Source organism: Chryseobacterium sp. WLY505, from assembly GCF_030846215.1.
Taxonomy (GTDB): domain Bacteria; phylum Bacteroidota; class Bacteroidia; order Flavobacteriales; family Weeksellaceae; genus Chryseobacterium.
Map to the genome: position 1 here is coordinate 136,528 of NZ_JAVCWI010000008.1, position 16,276 is coordinate 152,803.

Annotated in this window: 16 protein-coding genes; 6 read left to right on the forward strand and 10 right to left on the reverse strand. The window is 36.0% G+C overall.

The genetic code is table 11. The features are described from left to right. Together RAH34_RS16540 and idi are read right to left on the reverse strand one after the other, a co-directional pair. Nucleotides 1-471, reverse strand: a complete 471-nt coding sequence (locus RAH34_RS16540) for a hypothetical protein (RefSeq protein WP_306596850.1) — start codon at nucleotides 469-471, stop codon at nucleotides 1-3. Between the two features lie 2 nt (nucleotides 472-473). After that, nucleotides 474-983, reverse strand: a complete 510-nt coding sequence (idi, locus tag RAH34_RS16545) for an isopentenyl-diphosphate Delta-isomerase (RefSeq protein ID WP_306596851.1) — start codon at nucleotides 981-983, stop codon at nucleotides 474-476. 327 nt (nucleotides 984-1,310) lie between these two features. On the opposite strand from idi, the gene RAH34_RS16550 reads away from it, so the two are divergent. Then, on the forward strand, nucleotides 1,311-1,721 hold the full coding sequence (locus RAH34_RS16550; RefSeq protein ID WP_002980498.1) for a phosphoheptose isomerase: 411 nt from the start codon (nucleotides 1,311-1,313) through the stop codon (nucleotides 1,719-1,721). Nucleotides 1,722-1,807: 86 nt separating this feature from the next. After that, complete coding sequence (locus RAH34_RS16555) at nucleotides 1,808-2,767, forward strand: D-2-hydroxyacid dehydrogenase (RefSeq protein ID WP_114820556.1); 960 nt, start codon at nucleotides 1,808-1,810, stop codon at nucleotides 2,765-2,767. 452 nt (nucleotides 2,768-3,219) lie between these two features. Here RAH34_RS16555 and mscL read toward each other — a convergent pair whose 3' ends face one another. Beyond that, nucleotides 3,220-3,597 (reverse strand): large conductance mechanosensitive channel protein MscL, encoded by a 378-nt coding sequence (gene mscL, locus RAH34_RS16560; RefSeq protein WP_114820555.1) that lies wholly within the window; start codon nucleotides 3,595-3,597, stop codon nucleotides 3,220-3,222. 245 nt (nucleotides 3,598-3,842) lie between these two features. Between mscL and RAH34_RS16565 the strand changes: the two genes are divergently transcribed. Then, nucleotides 3,843-5,360: an NAD(P)H-hydrate dehydratase gene (locus RAH34_RS16565; protein WP_306596852.1), complete on the forward strand. Its 1,518-nt coding sequence runs from the start codon at nucleotides 3,843-3,845 to the stop codon at nucleotides 5,358-5,360. 98 nt (nucleotides 5,361-5,458) lie between these two features. Here RAH34_RS16565 and lgt read toward each other — a convergent pair whose 3' ends face one another. Further along, a complete protein-coding gene (lgt, locus tag RAH34_RS16570; RefSeq protein WP_114820663.1) occupies nucleotides 5,459-6,307 on the reverse strand; it encodes a prolipoprotein diacylglyceryl transferase in 849 nt (282 codons plus the stop codon). 450 nt (nucleotides 6,308-6,757) lie between these two features. Beyond that, a complete protein-coding gene (gene yidD / locus RAH34_RS16575) occupies nucleotides 6,758-7,009 on the reverse strand; it encodes a membrane protein insertion efficiency factor YidD (protein ID WP_034695943.1) in 252 nt (83 codons plus the stop codon). A 100-nt stretch (nucleotides 7,010-7,109) separates the two neighbouring features. Here yidD and RAH34_RS16580 point away from each other — a divergent pair, with 100 nt between their 5' ends. Further along, nucleotides 7,110-8,387: a replication-associated recombination protein A gene (locus tag RAH34_RS16580; RefSeq protein WP_306596853.1), complete on the forward strand. Its 1,278-nt coding sequence runs from the start codon at nucleotides 7,110-7,112 to the stop codon at nucleotides 8,385-8,387. A gap of 233 nt (nucleotides 8,388-8,620) precedes the next feature. Here RAH34_RS16580 and RAH34_RS16585 read toward each other — a convergent pair whose 3' ends face one another. The 5 genes from RAH34_RS16585 to RAH34_RS16605 all read right to left on the reverse strand — a co-directional run bounded on the left by RAH34_RS16585 (nucleotide 8,621) and on the right by RAH34_RS16605 (nucleotide 14,137). Next, entirely contained in the window at nucleotides 8,621-9,058 is a 438-nt protein-coding gene (locus RAH34_RS16585; protein WP_306596854.1) for a hypothetical protein, read from the reverse strand. Between the two features lie 116 nt (nucleotides 9,059-9,174). Then, nucleotides 9,175-11,400, reverse strand: a complete 2,226-nt coding sequence (locus tag RAH34_RS16590) for a DUF2339 domain-containing protein (protein ID WP_306596855.1) — start codon at nucleotides 11,398-11,400, stop codon at nucleotides 9,175-9,177. A gap of 113 nt (nucleotides 11,401-11,513) precedes the next feature. After that, complete coding sequence (locus RAH34_RS16595) at nucleotides 11,514-12,224, reverse strand: hypothetical protein (protein WP_306596856.1); 711 nt, start codon at nucleotides 12,222-12,224, stop codon at nucleotides 11,514-11,516. A gap of 360 nt (nucleotides 12,225-12,584) precedes the next feature. Then, nucleotides 12,585-13,433, reverse strand: a complete 849-nt coding sequence (pheA, locus tag RAH34_RS16600; protein ID WP_114820550.1) for a prephenate dehydratase — start codon at nucleotides 13,431-13,433, stop codon at nucleotides 12,585-12,587. Nucleotides 13,434-13,726: 293 nt separating this feature from the next. Further along, entirely contained in the window at nucleotides 13,727-14,137 is a 411-nt protein-coding gene (locus tag RAH34_RS16605) for a thioesterase family protein (protein ID WP_306596857.1), read from the reverse strand. Nucleotides 14,138-14,273: 136 nt separating this feature from the next. Between RAH34_RS16605 and dnaA the strand changes: the two genes are divergently transcribed. Together dnaA and RAH34_RS16615 are read left to right on the forward strand one after the other, a co-directional pair. Next, on the forward strand, nucleotides 14,274-15,728 hold the full coding sequence (gene dnaA / locus RAH34_RS16610; RefSeq protein ID WP_002980474.1) for a chromosomal replication initiator protein DnaA: 1,455 nt from the start codon (nucleotides 14,274-14,276) through the stop codon (nucleotides 15,726-15,728). Nucleotides 15,729-15,824: 96 nt separating this feature from the next. After that, nucleotides 15,825-16,274 carry a low molecular weight protein-tyrosine-phosphatase gene (locus tag RAH34_RS16615; RefSeq protein ID WP_306596858.1) on the forward strand — a complete coding sequence of 150 codons (450 nt, stop codon included), beginning with the start codon at nucleotides 15,825-15,827 and terminating at the stop codon, nucleotides 16,272-16,274. The last annotated feature ends 2 nt before the right edge of the window (nucleotides 16,275-16,276 follow it).

A 16,276-nucleotide genomic window follows, 5' to 3' on the forward strand; every position in this document is an offset into this window, starting at 1 on the left:
TTATTTCTTTATTTTAAAACTGTTAAAAGTCTCATTGAATTGGGTCATATAGTTTCCGTTCCAGAATTTCTGGCCACAGTTGATGGAAACCAAATATAAGTTTTTATCTTTTTGAAAAGCTTTGGTTACCCAGAACAGCTTTTCTTTTTCATCGAAATGCTCATAGAAATATTCCGTATACCCTTTCTGGCTCTTTTTTTCTTTTACTTTTTTCTCTTCGTCATGTGATTGATAAAGGGCAAGGATAAATTTTTTCACCTCTTCTTTTGGAAGGGGAAGGTCGTGATATTCCGAAATGGTAATAGCACCGATCTGGCTGGTAGGAAAAATATTGATAATCTCACTGTCATTCGTAGATTTCCAGCCTTCAGGAACATTGATAGAGTAATTAGGAGTGTTAAATACACTTGCCTTTTGGGCAAAAAACAAACTTCCTGTCAAAAAAGCAGAAAAAAGCAATATTTTTTTCATCGTTAAAAGTGGTGTTTATATTCTTCCAGAATAATTTTAAACCATTCTGTAAAGTTTTCAGGATTTTCGGAAATTTCTTTGTCCAGATCTTCCATGGAAATGAATCTTACTTCTTCCACTTCTTCTTTATTCAGATGGAAATCAGCTTCATGGTTTCCTACAAATACATGATCCAGCTCGTGTTCCCAAAGACCGCCGCCAACATCTGCTTTGTAAATAAAATTGAATTTTTCTGAAAGTTCTGTTTCAATTCCCAATTCTTCTTTTAATCTTCGTACAGCTCCTTCCTGATAAGTTTCCCCTTGGCGTGGATGCGAGCATACAGCATTGGTCCATTGGTTAGGAGAATGATATTTTCCTGAAGCCCTTTTCTGAAGAAGCATTTCTCCTTTACTATTGAAAAGAAATACAGAAAAAGCACGGTGTAACAGGCCATTGATGTGAGCCTGCTGTTTTTCCATCAGCCCTAAAACCTTATCTTCAGGATTTACTAAAACAACAAATTCTTCCATTCCTACAAATGTAAGAGTAATAAATGTATTTTGGAAATTTTTAGATAAACATCATACTTTTTGTAATAAGGATGTGATACGACAGAGAAGCCGGTAATGCGTAACGAGAATTTTTCAATTCATTAATTGATTTTATTTCAAATCTTCACTTTATTATTTAAAAGTAAAATACAAAACGAAAATTTTTAACCATATGTGATAAAATGATGAATGAAATGTTAATATTATTCTTTAAATAATAGTTTTTATAGTAAAATATTAACATTAATGAAGATTGATAGGTCTGATACCTGTAAAAACGCTAACTTTGTTTTTTAATATTTAGTAATGGAATTAGAATACATTGAACACATTAGTCCTATTCTAAAGGATGGAATAAAAAATTACTTAATAGATATCGACGGAACCATTACGGATGACGTTCCCAATGAAGAGCCGGAAAGAATGGTTACCTGCGAACCATACCCCGATGCGCTGGAAACGATCAACAGATGGTATGACGAAGGACATCAGATCTGCTTTTTTACTTCAAGAACTGAAAATCTAAAACAAATCACGATCGACTGGCTGGATAAGCATGGCTTCAAATATCACAGCGTGCTTTGCGGAAAACCAAGAGGAGGAAATTATCACTGGATAGACAACCACCTGGTAAGAGCTACAAGATATAAAGGAAGATTTACGGATTTGGTTGAAAAGCAAGTGACCATTGAGGTATTCAAAGAAGACGGCGAATAAAAATATAATTCAAAGATTTAAAAATTAAATGGGAACCTGTTCCTTTAATTTTTAAATCTTTCATTTTTTAATATACTTGATATTTTATGAAAGTTTTAGCAAACGACGGCCTTGATCAATCTGGAATAGATGCATTGACAGAAAAAGGCTTTGAAGTGATTACTACAAAAGTTCCTCAGGAGTTTTTAGTAGATTATATTAACGAGCACAAAATCCGCACCTTATTGGTGAGAAGTGCTACCCAGGTAAGAAAAGATATTATTGACGGATGTCCGTCCATCGACATTATTGGCAGAGGTGGAGTAGGTATGGATAATATTGATGTAGACTATGCAAGAGAAAAAGGAATCCATGTGATCAATACGCCTTCTGCTTCTTCAGAATCAGTGGCTGAACTTGTTTTTGCTCATTTGTTTTCCGGAGCAAGATTCCTTCAGGATTCCAACAGAAAAATGCCTCTGGTGGGTGATACTGAATTTGGAAGCCTTAAAAAAGCATATGCTGCAGGTATTGAATTAAGAGGAAAAACCATTGGTATTGTAGGAATGGGAAGAATCGGACAGGAAGTGGCAAGAATCGCTTTAGGACTTGGCATGAGAGTAGTAGCTGCTGATAATAATGTAGGAAAAGCAAGCATCAAAGTGAAGTTTTACAACAATCAGTTCATCAATGTTGATATCGAGACTGAACCACTTCAGGAAGTACTAAAACATTCAGACTTCATTACCTTACACGTTCCGGCTCAGAAAGACGGTTATATGATTGGTAAGAACGAATTTGAAATCATGAAAGACGGAGTGGCTATCGTAAACTGTTCAAGAGGAGGAGTCATTGATGAAACAGCTTTGATTCAGGCTTTGGATTCAGGTAAAGTAAGATTTGCCGGATTAGATGTTTTCATTAATGAGCCAACACCTTCTAAAGCAATCCTTACTCATTCTAAAATCTCTCTTACCCCTCACACGGGAGCTTCTACGCTTGAAGCGCAGGATAGAATTGGTCTTTCCCTGGCAGAGCAGATTTCAAGTATCTTACAGATTCAATAATCTGAAAACGATATAATATAGCAAAAGGGGTTGTCCAAAAAGTTTGGGCAGCCTCAATTTTTTGTTGATAGAATTTTGAAGAGTTTGAGAGTCATATAAATGTCTTGAATCAACCTTAGGTCTGACATTTTAAATAAAAAAACATTCTTGTTCGATAAAATTTGAATAGAATTAACAGGTCGCTCCTCCGGAGCTCTAATTTTAAAACAAATACGTTCTATTAACAGTCAGCTCCCATAGGAGCTAAATTTGATCCCGTCGGGATCTACTGTTAGTAGAAAAATGAAATCCCCATAAAATAAAGCTCCGGAGGAGCGACCTGTTAATTCATATCATAAATATTAATATTTTCAATGTATTTATACTTTTTATCGGACAGTAATGGTTCGCATAAAAAAGACTGCCCTTTTTGGACAGCCTCTCTTTTTTATTTTAAAAACTGTGGTTGCAGATTAGATATTTTTGCTTTTCAACAAATCTCTGATCTCCATCAGTAATTTTTGATCTTCTGTAGGTCCGGCAGGAGCAGGAGCATCTTTCTTGTTCACTTTATTAGCCAGTTTGATGATCCAGAAAAGAACCATCGCAATACAAAGGAAGCTGATTACTGCGGAAAGGAAGTTTCCATAGGCAACACCATTCCATGTAAGTTTTGCAATATTTTCTGCGCCGGCTGCTTTCAATGCCGGATTTAAGATCAGAGGTGTGATAACATCTTCTACCAAAGACGAAACAATTTTACCAAATGCTGCCCCAATGATCACACCGACAGCAAGATCGAGAACATTGCCTTTAAAGGCAAACTCTTTAAATTCTTTGACAAATCCCATAATTTATATTTTTTTAATTAGTATATACACAAAAATATAATTAAAAAATGTAAAAAACACTACGTTTAATAGTTTTTTATTCCCAAAATATTGAATTTTATGCTGATTTCCTATTAACAGGTTTAATGAATATTTGAGCATTATAACAATACATTAATTCATTAATGATGACTTTTTATTTTTATTAATGAGGTGATATCATAATGAAAAATCTTTTGTAATTTGCTTAAAAGTTTGATTTACCTATGAAAATTTTCACTGCAGAACAGATACGCAGCTGGGATCAGTTCACAATTTCTCAAGAGCCGGTTTCCTCCATTCAACTGATGGAAAGAGCTTCAATGGCTGTCGCACATTGGATTTCGGAGCATTGTAAGAACCATAAAAAGCTAGCCGTATTTTGCGGTAACGGAAATAATGGAGGAGACGGATTAGCGGTTGCAAGATTACTTTACCTGAAAGGGTTTGATGTTGATGTATTTGTAAGTGATTCTAAAAGGAAATTTTCAGAGGATGCTTCTGTTAACCTGAAAAGACTCCGCGATTTGTCGGGAATTTCAGTCAGGAAACTTGATCCTAAAGAACAATATAATTTTGATGATAAAACAATCATTATCGATGCTCTTTTCGGAACAGGGTTATCCAGACCGTTGGAAGGAGAATATAAAATGCTTGTTGAGCAATTGAACAGCAAAAGGAATATTAAATTATCCATCGATATCCCTTCCGGATTGCCTGCAGATGAAATGGATGATAATAATTCTGATATTTTTAAAGCCGATTATACCCTGACTTTTCAATGCTGGAAGCGGACTTTTCTTCATCCTGAAACCGGAAAATATGCCGGAAAAGTAATACTGCTGGATATTGATTTAAGTAAAATATATGCGGATGCTACTGATTCTGATTATTCTGTAATTGATGATCAGCTGGTAGGCCAGATATTCACTCCGAGACAGGAATTTTCTCATAAAGGCACTTATGGTAAGGCAGTGATCATAGGAGGTAGCTATGGAAAAATAGGAGCAGCAGTGCTGGCAACACGATCAGCTTTAAAAACAGGTGCGGGGCTAACCTTTACACTGGCACCGGAGTGCGGGTATAACATTTTGCAGACTTTATGTCCTGAGGCCATGTTCATAAAAGGAGGGGAGCAGTTTATCACAAATTTGGAGATTGATAAAGATATTACCTGTGGTGCAGGTCCTGGTTTGGGTACTCATTCCTCGACTGAGAAAAGCTTTTTGAGTTTCTTAAAAAAACATTCACAGCCATTGGTCCTTGATGCAGATGCATTGAACATCATTTCAAAAGATCAGAAAAATCTTAAACTTATTCCAAAAAAATCAATCATAACTCCACATCCGAAGGAGTTTGAAAGACTTTTCGGAAGTACAGACAATTCCTTTAAAAGGCTTGAGCTGGCAAGGAAAAAAGCAAAAGAGTTTGGTCTTTATATTGTACTCAAAGATCATCATACGCAAGTTATTACTCCGGAAGGAAAAGTATTCTATAATATAACCGGGAACGCAGGTCTTGCGAAAGGAGGAAGCGGAGATATTCTTACAGGAATCCTTACTTCGCTTCTGGCTCAAAAATATTCCGAAGAAGAGACTTGTATTCTTGGGGTATGGCTGCATGGCAGAGCTGCCGATATAGCTTCAGAAAAACATTCAAAAGAATCGATGCTTCCTACTGATGTCATTGATGCGTTTGGATGTGTTTTTGAGGAACTGAACAGGAAGGCGGAGAGGAATCTGTAATAAGGTGAATAGACAAAACAGTCAATGATTTCAAATAGTAAAAAAGGCAAATCTGTATTTCTACAAATTTGCCTTTTTTATTTTTCAGCTCAAGTGGCTTATTCCGGTTTCTCGTTTTCTGCCTGAGTAATCTTAAATTTCTTGGAAACAATCATGATCACAACCCCTGCAATCATAAAAGGAATCGAAAGAACCTGACCTGTATTCAGACCGCCAAGCTGGATGAACTCGTCTCCTTGTGGCTCTTTAAGGAACTCCACAAAGAATCTGATCGCCCAAAGAATGATGAAAAAGAGACCGAATAACCATCCTTGCTGATATTTTTTATCTGTCTTTCTGTACAATATCCATAGTAAAATGAATAGCAGAACATATCCTACGGCTTCAAATAACTGGCTGGGATAACGTGGAACAGTAAGACCATACTCACTGCTTTGTTGCGGGAAAAGCAAAGCAAACGGAGAATTCGGGTCCGCTGGTTTACCAACGATTTCAGAATTGAAAAAGTTCCCCATTCTTACAAATGCTCCACCTAAAGCAACCACAATACCCAATCTGTCATAGACCCAGAATGGATTTTTCTTGATGATTTTAAATGAATAATAAAGGGTGGTGAAAATCAAAGCAATCGTCGCTCCATGGCTGGCCAGCCCTGAAAATCCAGTAAATTTGAATCCGTTTTTTGTACTTATCGGTAAGAATACGCTCCAGAAATCTTCTTTAAATAATTCCGGCTGATAAAAGATAACGTGTCCTAATCTTGCTCCAAGAATTGTCCCGATCAGTGTCCATGTGAACAGAGGTTCAAGATATTTCTGGTTGACATTGTCAATCTTAAAGATTCTTGTCATTAAAATATATCCGAAACCAAAGGCAAAAACAAACATCAAACTATAAAAGTGAAGGGTAAATGACCCAATATGAATACCTTTTGAAGGATCCCAGATTTTAAATGAAGTTTTAAGTTCTACTTTATCAGAATCAGTGATGGGTTTTACGGATTTTACTGCATACTTGAAAGTGGTGATATTTTCTTTGGTAACACCAGTGTCAATCAGTTTAAAATTTTTATCGAAAAACTGATAGTTTGAATCCTTGTACTTTGCTAAAGTGGAAGCTCCATAATTATAATACGCAGGTTCAAAATTAGATTCATTAAGGATGACAACAAAAGACTGGTTCTTGTCTGATTCTCTGTCCGGAAAAGCCGTAAGGTCTCCCATCTCTGTAGTAGAATAGATTTTTACAGGAACATTGCTTCCATTGATATCTAAAGTTCCGTCAGATAAACCTCCAGGGTATTCCTGTGCAAAAAGAAGCTGCGTTGTGAACGCAAACAGCACAAGATAAATTCTGAAAAAGAGTGTATTCATTTTTCTATTGATTTGATAGTTTGATTATTGACATTTATGTTTGGGTGGAACAGGGTCATAGCCGCTTCCTCCCCATGGGTGGCATCTTAAAATTCTTTTAAATCCCAGCCAGAAACCTTTAAAAACACCATGTACCTGAAGCGACTCAATCATATAGTGGGAACAGGTAGGTTCGTAGCGGCAGTTTTTGGGAAGTAAGGGCGAGATGAACCATTGGTAAAATTTGATCAAAATTACCAGCGGAAATGTAATGATTTTATTGAATGTAAGTTTCAAAACAATGCAAAAATAGGGTAAAAAAATGAAAATTAGTTTAAATTTGTTATAAGTTTCGGAGATCAGAAATCCGGACATTGATCTTAAAAAAAGAATTACTTTGAATCAAAATATTCCATTAGCTGAAAAATTAAGACCTAAAACCCTGAACGATGTATTGGGACAGGAGCACCTTACCGGCGATAAAGGAACAATCAGAAAAATGATTGAAAACAATACCTTGAATTCGCTGATTTTATGGGGACCTCCGGGAACTGGGAAAACAACGCTGGCTGAAATTATCTCAGAACAGTCGGGGAGGAAGTTTTATAAGCTTTCTGCAGTTTCTTCCGGCGTGAAAGACGTGCGTGATGTGATTGAAGATGCAAAAAAACAGAATCTGTTCTCCGGAAAATCACCGATCTTATTTATTGATGAGATTCACAGGTTCAATAAGTCGCAGCAGGATTCATTATTACATGCAGTAGAAAAAGGCTGGATTGTTTTGATTGGAGCCACTACCGAGAATCCAAGCTTTGAAGTGGTTTCGGCTTTGCTTTCAAGAAGTCAGGTTTATATTTTAAAAGCTTTGAGCTATGAAAAGCTGGAAGAATTAATAGATATTGCTTCCGAACGATATAATAAAGATGAAGGAACAGATTTTAAAATCCTTGAAAAAGAAGCTTTTATTCAATACTCCGGTGGTGACGCCAGAAAACTGATCAATTCCGTAGAATTGGTTTTGAATCAATATAAAAATTCGGATACAACGGAAATTATTAATTCTGATGTGCTGGAAGTTCTTCAGGAGACGATGGCTCTTTACGATAAGAACGGCGAGCAGCATTACGATATCATCTCAGCCTTTATCAAGTCGATGCGTGGAGGAGATCCGAATGGTGCGGTATATTGGCTGGCGAGAATGATTGCGGGAGGAGAAGATATTAAGTTTATCGCAAGGAGAATGCTTATTCTGGCTGCTGAAGACGTAGGCCTGGCAAATCCCAATGCTTTGGTGGTTGCCAATAATTGTTTTCAGGCGATCAATGTGATCGGTAATCCTGAGGCAAGGATTATCTTGAGCGAAACAGCGGTGTATCTTGCGGTTTCCCCTAAAAGCAATTCTGCGTATATGGCCATCAATGAGGCTCTGGCTTTGGTAAAACAGACGGGAAACCTACCTGTTCCCCTTCATTTGAGAAATGCTCCTACCAAACTGATGAAAGACCTGGATTATGGAAAAGAATACAAGTACGCTCATTCCTATGAAGGAAACTTTGTAGAACAGGATTTTCTTCCGGAAGCAATCCGAAATGTGAAACTATATGAGCCGGGAAATAACTCTACTGAGAAGAAAATCTATGAAGAGCTCAAGAAAAAATGGAATAATAAATATTAGAATTGAAAAAGGATGCTGAAAAAACGGCATCCTTTTTATATTAAATCGGTTTTTTTAACCTATAACATTTCAGCTATTATAAAGTGAAAATGGTGGTAAATATTTTTAAACCATTAAGGAGACTGAAGAATTAAAGTATAGTTAAGATAAAACATGGTGATTTTAAGTTAAAGCGAAGCTTATCTTAATAATCTTAACAGCTTAATACGATCTTAATGTTTCAAAAAATCAAATTATTCGGTAGTGTAAATAAACAATGTTTTCTTACCGTTGTAATCTTTTGTTTCAGCTTTTTTCTTGATCTCAGGATAGATCATCGTGCTGGTATCCGTAAATTCATATCCTTCAATAAATACAGGATTATCTGCCGGAATATTGTATTGAGAATTCATATTGGATAACGCCATTCTGTCAAGTACGTTTTCTCCGTTTTTGAATTTATATTCAGTTACGCCTTTTGTAAAAACAGAACTGTATTTTTTTAAGTTTTGGGGAAGACCCGCTGAAGTATTGTATACTTTTGAAACCTGTAAAACATTCTTTTTGGTATTGAATAATTCTACTGTCCCAATGGCGTTGTCAGCCACTGCAAACTTTACCGCAGGATTTTTTTGCTGGGCCCATAAAGTAGCAGAGGATAAGATTAAAAAAGAGTAGAGTAATTTTTTCATGATCAGAATATGTAACTGTTAAAAACGTGATAAATATAGTTATTTTTTATAAAATTTGAATAAAATCTAGAAATGTTTTAAATATTATTTAGAAATAAAAACTTTTACGCAGATTATCAGTCTGTGCTGTCTTTCGTTTCGTCTTTTTTATCCACCATATTTCTGATCATATTTTTCAGACGCTGGAAGGTGAAAGAACTTAAGAGCAGAATAATCCCGAGAGCAATAAAGGCGCTTATTCTTGAGATGTTATCCATCTGCCATACGTCGTAGCCATATAGTTTTACGATCATCAGGCCTATCAATGCAAAGCCGATCTTATTATATTCCTGAATATTCTTTTTCAAACCGGTATAAATAAATATGCTGGCAAGAATTGCCCATACAACAGGAAGATAAAGAATATTAAAGTGTTCACTTGCTTTATAGGAATGAGGAAGATCATTTGAGGTGATTAAAATATAAGAATGGTGAAGTTCACAACTTACAGAGATGATAAGTACCAAAGACAGCATCCAGTAAGAAATCCGCTGTTTATGAAATTCCGAAGATGGAATAATTCTATATCCTACATATATAAAAGGAATCCATTGAAGCAGGTGCAGGAAATAAAAACTTACATGGAGTTTTTTTGCTATAATGTCGGACACAACCGGAAATGCAGCAGCAGATGTGTTACTAATGATCAGGAAAAAAAGCAGATAAATCAGTACGTTTTGAATGTCGCTTCTGATGTTCAATAGTTTTCTGAAAAGTAATAAAACAAAAATATAATAAATACTGAACAAGAGTCCTGTGCTGAAAATTGCGGACCATGGCATTTTGGAAATATGGTATGTAATCTCAAGAAGAAAAGTAATATAGATAACTCCATAGCTGACCACGGTAATAAGATCTTCAAAAAAGGTATAATCTTTTCCATTGGAGTCTTTGGAGCGATTTCTTAACAAATGCAAATTGAGGATTATGGAAATAATGGTAAACGAACTGGTGATAAACGGAGTATTCAATATGATATTGAAATCTTTTGTTCCGAAATAGGCCGTCCAGGTTATAAGCTGGGCAATCATCACCAATGGAAACAGGATATAAAAGAAGATTTTGAAAACCTTATGGCCTGTTTTTTTCCAGATGAAAAGAAGCAGAGTTGTTTCTATTGCCCAAATGCTGGTGATAAGATGGGTTTTAAACTGAATAGCAACCGCAACGGTTATAAGACTGGTAACCAGCCCTGCGAATACAGAATAGGCGATTCCAAAGTTCCTGCGTGTAAATTCTCTGAACAGAAGAACGGTGTTCACAGCAGCAAAAATAAGAGGGAAAATAATTGGCGGTTCATATTTTAGGGTATCAAAAATGTAAAGCAGTCCAAGGATACTTGAGAAGTTGGCAAGAGCAAGAATCGCAATATCAGAGGTTGAAAGTATATTTCTTCTTAAATAATCATGCAATGCAAAGATGTAAAAAATCACATAACTGATCAGATAGAAAGTAATGCTTAAAAGTTCAGGGCTTTCATTGGTCCAAAAGAAAAGATACCCTGTTGTAAATATATAAGCTGTCCAGCCCACGCTTTTCCAGTGCTGCAGAAAAGAGGCAGCCAGCATTCCTGTATTTAAAAGAGTAATATAAATAAAAAGGAAAAGGTAGTTGCTTTGTCCTGTGCTGATCATCAGAGGAGCTGCAAAACCTCCTATCAATGAAAAGATAATCAGTACTTCACTTTTATAATAATAGGATAAGATAATAGAGGCTGCAGTAATCAGTGCCGTTATGATAAAAGCTGTATTTTGGGTGAACAGATGGTATTCACGGAAAGCAATGGTGGCTGTGAAATATAAGACTGCTATTCCGCCCCCGGTGATAATAGAAGAAAAAGCCTGGTAATTTTTTCTGAGAAAATGTCCGGTTACAATGATTCCTGCCCCGGTACAAAAACCGATTCCTGCTCTTGCTGCTTCTCCAATCCAGTTTTTATCAATCGCGTATTTTACAAAATAACCAATTCCCAGAACAAGGGTGAAAATACCAATGATGGTAAGTGCATTTTGTTTTAAAAAATCAGAAACAGGAGTAAGCCAGTCTTTTTGATCTGGTGTTGGGTTCTCTTTAATTTCATTTTCATGTTTTATGTTTTCATAATGAACTTGTTCTTGTTGTGGAATGAATGTCTCATCCGCTGAGGTTTTCTCATGAATTACTTCAGTCTGGGTTGGAAGAGTATTATTGATTTTATAGTTAAGATCCGAAATTTCCTTTTCCAACTTTCTGATTTTGGTATTCAGATTATTGAAAATGATGAAGATAATGATAAAGATGATGGCCGCAACAAATTCATTCATTTCATTAGTTTTTACCAAATATAAAGAAATGTTTAATATGCTATTTAAAAAATTAACCCATCGCGGTATAAGCGATGGGTTAAATGGTATAGATAACTAACAATATGTTTTTACTAGTTTGATACTTTGTAAACGTAGAATGATGCGATACTGGACCCTAATAATCCTGCCGTGATAACACCCGAATCTACAAGTCCAAAAGATATTTTGTCACCTGCCTGAAATGAATATAAGGTGTTAATGCTGGAATCGGAAAGTGTCAGGTTAACTGCTAGTGCAAGATTAATACCGCTGAATGGACGTGTGTCTATCAAAGTGGTTACTGCCGATCTGGTTCTTGCAATGGCGATACCTGGAGTTCCTGATAGTAATGAAGCCTGTAATCCTGTTCCATATCTGAATGCGAATCCTACCGCATATACTCCAGTGGATGGAATATTATAAGAACCGTCAGCATTTGTAAACAAAGCAGCGCTTCCTATAGTTCTATCCGCTTGTACAAAACTGACAGGTTGGAAATCAGATGGTAAAACTCCTAAATTCAGAAGCGTGATACCTGTTGTTTTTTTTGCAGAATATACAGATGTGTTGGTTCCTGCAGCTGCGCTTAACAATGACGGGTCTACCGAGAACACTTGTGTGGTTCCCTGGTTAACTGCTAAAATTTGATATCCGGGTAGTGCTGTAGCGGCGGGAGTGTCACGAACTTTCAGTGTCCCGTTAACATCTAAAGTCGCAGATGGATTTGCCGTATTGATACCTACTTGACTAAATATAGGTAATGAAGCGCATGCTAACAATAAGCTGTAAAGTTTAGTTTTCATGATCAAGATTTTAATTAGTTGCTAAGCAAATATACAATAAAAATTATACTCCGCATTGTGATATTTTTATTTTTAACGTTAATATGATGTGATATTATTAAACATATGTTTATATTTTAGTTAATATTATTGCATAATATAATTACGACTTATTATATGTGTTTTTGATTTAAAGTGCTGTTTGTCAGTGTTTTGTTAAAAAATAATTCTCTCCATTGTGTGGGTTATTTTTTAATTAAACAGAAGGTATTGTCTCAAACTAATGTATTGTTAAAGTTTTTGAATTTTGTGATTTTTATCCTATAAATAAAAAAAACACTGCTTAATAGCAGTGTTTTTTATAGATTTTATTGTCTTTTTTTAGCTTTCCAGCAGGAATTCTTTGTAATTCCCGAGAAAATCTACATTTGCATTGATTGATTCAAGTTCTTGCAGGGCATTTTCATGTAAGACTTCTTTCCATGGCCCTTCAACATTGATAAAGAAGAAATAGTTCCCCAGTCCTGTTTTTAATGTTCTGGATTCAATCTTGCTGAGATTCATTTTTCTCCATGCAAAAACGGATAATACCTGATGCAATCCACCGGGATGATCTTCCGGAAGAGTGATCAGCATTCCTGATTTTTCTCCCAGTGTTTCCAGTTTGTCATTTTGGTATTTATTCTGCTCTTTAGAAATGATAATAAACCGGGTATGATTCTGTTCAAAATCCTGAATGTTACGATTCACTATTTTCAAACCATATAAATTGGCTGCAAACTGATTGGCTACCGCAGCAATAGGAGTGCCCGGATTCTCAGATACAAACTTGGCAGCAGCTGCAGTTGAGGAAAAGTCCTGTTTGGGAATTTCTTTATAATGAGTATCCAGAAAATGAAAGCTCTGTGCAAGGGCTTGCGGATGCGAATATATTCTTTCAATATTCTCAACAGAATTCTCCGGATGAATCATCAGATGGTGGGCAATAGGCATTACGGCTTCTGCTTCAATCTTAACAGACGGAGTCTTATATAAATAATCCAGTGTCATAGATACGGTTCCTTCAATAGAGTTTTCCAGAGGGACTACTGCTTTTACTGCTTCTCCATTTTCAACGGCATTAAAACAATCCAGAATGCTGGCTTGCGGTATTATTTCGTCATCAGGGAAAAGCTGTGCTGCAGCAAGCTGTGTGAAACTGGCATGAGGTCCCAAAAATGCAATCTTCATAATATAATATATAAGGGATGATTAAAATAAAGGTACAAAGGTGCAAATTAATTCATAAATAGAGAGGGTGTAGAGATTAAAGTTTAGAGTTTAAAGTTTAAAGTGTAATGTTTTTAGTTGCGAGTTACGGGTTACGGGTTGCGGGTTTACTTTATGACCGGATAATTTGAGATAGATATTTTAACTCTATTGAAAATTCGCCATTCACCTTTATAGCTTCCTCCAATATCTTGTTGGATATCTCCTAATTCCTGCTAACTGTTGCCTGCAACCTAAAACCTCCTATCTGTCATCTATGCTTTCCAGTTCTTCTCAATCAGTTCCATGAGAAAATCCGGACATCTGATCACTTTGTTGGTTTTTGCATCGAGAAAGAATAGGGTAGTGGAGGCTTCTGTTATTTTAATATGCTCTTCATTATAAATTTCATATTCAAATTCAATTCTTACCCCTGGAATTTTTTTAACATAAGTATGAATTTCTAATTTTTGATCATATAAAGCTGGGCGGATATATTTAATTTTGTAGTCTGAAACCGGCAGCCAAATTCCTTGGTTTTCAATTTCATCGTATGAAATTCCTATGCTTCTGAAGAGTTCAACTCTCGCTACTTCGAAGTACGTTGCATAGTTTCCATAGTAGACATATTTCATTGGGTCTGTTTCCGCGTAACGTACTCGTATTGAGTGTGTTGTGTGTATCATTTTACGTGTTAAATTATACATACAAATATATTTTTAAATAATCAATACCTGCAATATTTTTTTTTGAAAAGAAAATATTGGACCTTTGTCTTCCTTCTAAACACAGTACAAACAAAGAATAATCGGGGCTTAAAAAATGGATGACAATTTAATGATGATATGGCAGAAATGCCTTCAGTTTATGCGCGATAACCTGAACGCTGCTGAAGACAATTCTGACCTTAAAAAACTTGAAAAATCTTTCGATATGCTATTCGATAAGGTTCAGCCGCTTTCGTTGGTGGCCAACAACCTTACGCTGATCGTACCGAGCGATTTTTACAAGGAATATATAGAGGACAATTACCTGTCCCTACTTTCTGCTGCCCTGAAGAAAAATATTGGAAAAGGAGTGAAATTATGGTATTCTGTGATGGAAAACAGACCAAAAGGTGAAGAGAAGCCTGTTACCATGAACATCAAGGGACAAAGCGTTCCTACTCCGAAAACACAGGAAACAATGCCGCAAGGTTTTTCTGCTAATATTGTAAACCCGTTTGTCGTTCCTGGAATTAGAAAAGTAAATATAGATTCTAACCTGAAGCCTGACTATTCGTTTGATAGTTATGTAGAAGGAGAAAGCAATAAATTTGCAGCCACTGTTGCCAGATCCATTGCCAAAAGACCTGGAGCAACAGCTTTCAACCCATTATTTTTATATGGAGGTTATGGAGTTGGTAAAACCCACCTGGGACAGGCTGTTGGTCTTGAAGTAAAAAATCAGTTTCCTGATAAAGTAGTTCTTTATCTGTCTTCTGAAAAGTTTATCCAGCAGTTTATCTCTGCGGCTAAGGCTCATAAGCAGACTGAATTTGCGAACTTCTATCAAATGGTAGATGTACTGATTATTGATGATATTCAGTTCTTATCCGGAAAATCGGCTACACAGGACAGTTTCTTCCACATTTTTGATCACCTGCATCAGAATGGAAAACAGATTATCCTTACTTCAGATAAGGCTCCCGCAGATATTATGGATATCCAGGACAGAATTGTTTCCCGTTTCAAATGGGGGCTTTCTGCAGAAATCAAATCTCCGGATCTATCTACAAGAAGACAGATCATTGAAGATAAACTGAGCAGAGACGGAATTGTTCTTCCGGGAGATATGCTTGATTTCCTTGCTGCTGAAGCCAAAACAAATGTAAGAGAACTGATCGGGGTTATCAACTCAGTGATCGCTTATTCTACAGTATATAAGAGAGACCTTAGTCTTGAGCTGCTTAAGGAAACCATCAACAGAATTGCAGCGAACCAGAAGAAGGTGATCAATATTCCTTACATTCAGGAAGTGGTTTGTGATTATTTTGGAATCAAAAAAGAGCAGCTGCTTTCCAAAACAAGAAAAAGAGAGATTGCATTACCAAGACAGCTTGCGATGTACTTCTCCAAAGAATTTACCAATTCTACATTTACTAAAATTGGTGAGGAAATGGGCGGAAAAGATCACTCTACAGTAATGTATGCCTGTGACACCATCAAAGATGTTTCTAAAATTGATAAAGAAATCAAGAAATACGTAAAAGACCTTACTGAAAGAATCAAGCAGTAAATAAGGTTAGCTTACATAAATTAAAATGAAGGATAGTTTTATTCTTCATTTTTTATTTAGTTTTGTCGTAGCAAAAGACTTTTTTAAAAAACAGATATGAAAATTTTAATGGTTTGTCTGGGAAATATATGCAGAAGCCCGCTGGCAGAAGGAATTATGAAAACAAAACTACCGGATCATTATATGGTGGATTCTGCCGGAACTATTTCAATGCATGAAGGCGAACATCCTGATAAAAGAGCTATTACAACTGCTGCCAATCACGATATTGATATATCAAAACAAAGATCAAGACCCATCACCAGAAAAGACTTTGAGACCTTCGATAAGATCTACTGTATGGATATTGATATATTGGCAGATGTAGTTTCTAAAACCAAAAATGAAGAAGAACGCCAGAAAGTATCATTATTTCTCGAAGTATTGGGAGATCATAAAAACGCTGAAGTTCCTGATCCTTATTGGGGCGATATGAACGATTTTGAAAAGGTTTTCCGGCTTTTGGATAAAGGGTGTGAAGCTATCAAAAATCAATTATCAAAATAATG